Source organism: Xanthobacter autotrophicus (assembly GCF_029991245.1).
GTDB classification, from domain to species: domain Bacteria; phylum Pseudomonadota; class Alphaproteobacteria; order Rhizobiales; family Xanthobacteraceae; genus Xanthobacter; species Xanthobacter autotrophicus_C.
In genome coordinates this window covers 1-1,710 of sequence record NZ_JAIVFO010000284.1, presented here as the reverse complement: position 1 = coordinate 1,710, position 1,710 = coordinate 1, and the positions used below count along the sequence as shown (strand labels likewise).

The 1,710-nt window shown below is 68.5% G+C and carries 1 protein-coding gene; it reads left to right on the top strand.

The features are described 5' to 3' along the window. Positions 1-237 precede the first annotated feature (237 nt). Positions 238-1,659, top strand: a complete 1,422-nt coding sequence (locus tag K9U41_RS22740) for a glutamate synthase subunit beta (protein WP_282643111.1) — start codon at positions 238-240, stop codon at positions 1,657-1,659. The last annotated feature ends 51 nt before the right edge of the window (positions 1,660-1,710 follow it).

Genomic DNA, 1,710 nt, shown 5'->3' with positions numbered 1-1,710 from the left:
GTCCAAAGCACTGGCCTCTAGCACACCGGCTGAACGCCCTCCCCCGCAAGCGGGCGAGGGCGTTCAGCCGGTGTGCTAGAGGCCAGTGCTTTGGACTTGGACGGGCGCGCGGATCAGGCGCGCGAATTCCGAGTCCTCAAGCTGGAACAATTCTTGTATTTGGACACGTGGTGCGGCACCCGGACTGATGCGGTGCGCGCGGCGGTTCCCTCAACGAGGTTCGCCTAAGGGGTTCTGATGGGCAAGGTCACGGGTTTTCTGGAGATCGACCGGCGGGAGCAGAAGTATCAGCCCGCCTCCGACCGCATCCGCCATTTCCGCGAGTTCACGCTGCCTTTGCCCGACGCCGAGGTGACGAACCAGGCGGCGCGCTGCATGGATTGCGGCATCCCCTTTTGCCACGGGCCCAACGGCTGCCCCGTGCACAACCAGATTCCGGACTGGAACGACCTCGTCTATCGCGACGAGTGGGAGGAGGCCGCGCGCAACCTCCACACCACCAACAATTTCCCCGAGTTCACCGGCCGCATCTGCCCCGCCCCGTGCGAGGAAGCCTGCACCCTGAACCTCGAGGACATGCCCGTCACCATCAAGACGGTGGAGCAGGCCATCGCCGACAAGGCGTGGAAGAAGGGCTGGATCAAGCCCGAGCCCGCCTTGGTCAAGACCGGCAAGAGCGTCGCCATCGTCGGCTCCGGCCCGGCGGGCCTCGCCGCCGCCCAGCAACTGGCCCGCGCCGGCCACGACGTGCATGTCTATGAGCGCGAGCCCAAGGCCGGCGGCCTGCTGCGCTACGGCATCCCCGACTTCAAGATGGAAAAGCACCACATCGACCGCCGCGTGAAGCAGATGGAAGCGGAAGGCGTGACCTTCCACTACAACGAGAACATCGGCATCGTCCGCCCCTTCCAGGAGCTGCTCGACACCCACGACGCCGTGCTTCTGGCCGGCGGCTCGGAAGCCCCGCGCGATCCCAAGCTCCCCGGCCAGGAGATGGAGGGCGTGCACTTCGCCATGCCCTATCTGGTGCAGTCGAACCGCCGCGAGGGCGACGAGCCGGTCAACGAGATCCCGATCCTCTCCGGCGGCAAGCACGTGGTGGTGGTGGGCGGCGGCGACACCGCCTCGGACTGCGTGGGCACCGCCTTCCGCCAGGGCGCCCTGTCCGTCACCCAGCTCGACATCCGCGCCGTGCCTCCCATGAAGGAGGACAAGCTGGCGGTGTGGCCCTATTGGCCCACCAAGTTCCGCACTTCCTCCTCCCAGGCCGAGGGCGCCGAGCGCGAGTTCGCCTGCGCCACCCTGGGCATCGAGGGCCGCAACGGCCGCGTCACCGGCGTGAAGTGCGCCCGCGTGGACAGCAAGCGCGAGCCCATCCCCGGCACCGAATTCGTGCTGCGCGCGGACCTCGTGTTCCTCGCCATCGGCTTCGCCCATGCGGCCCATGCCGGCCTCATCGAGCAGTCCGGCGCGACCCTGGACAAGCGCGGCAACGTGGCGGCGGACGATCTTGCCTACGCCACCTCCGTGCCCAAGCTGTACGCCGCGGGCGACATGCGGCGCGGCCAGTCGCTGGTGGTCTGGGCCATCCGCGAAGGCCGCCAGGCCGCCCACGCCATCGACAAGGACCTCATGGGCGCGACCACCCTGCCGCGCTGAGGCGGTCGGCCATAGCCCTCTCCCGCGTGCGGGGGAGGGTTGGGAGGCTGT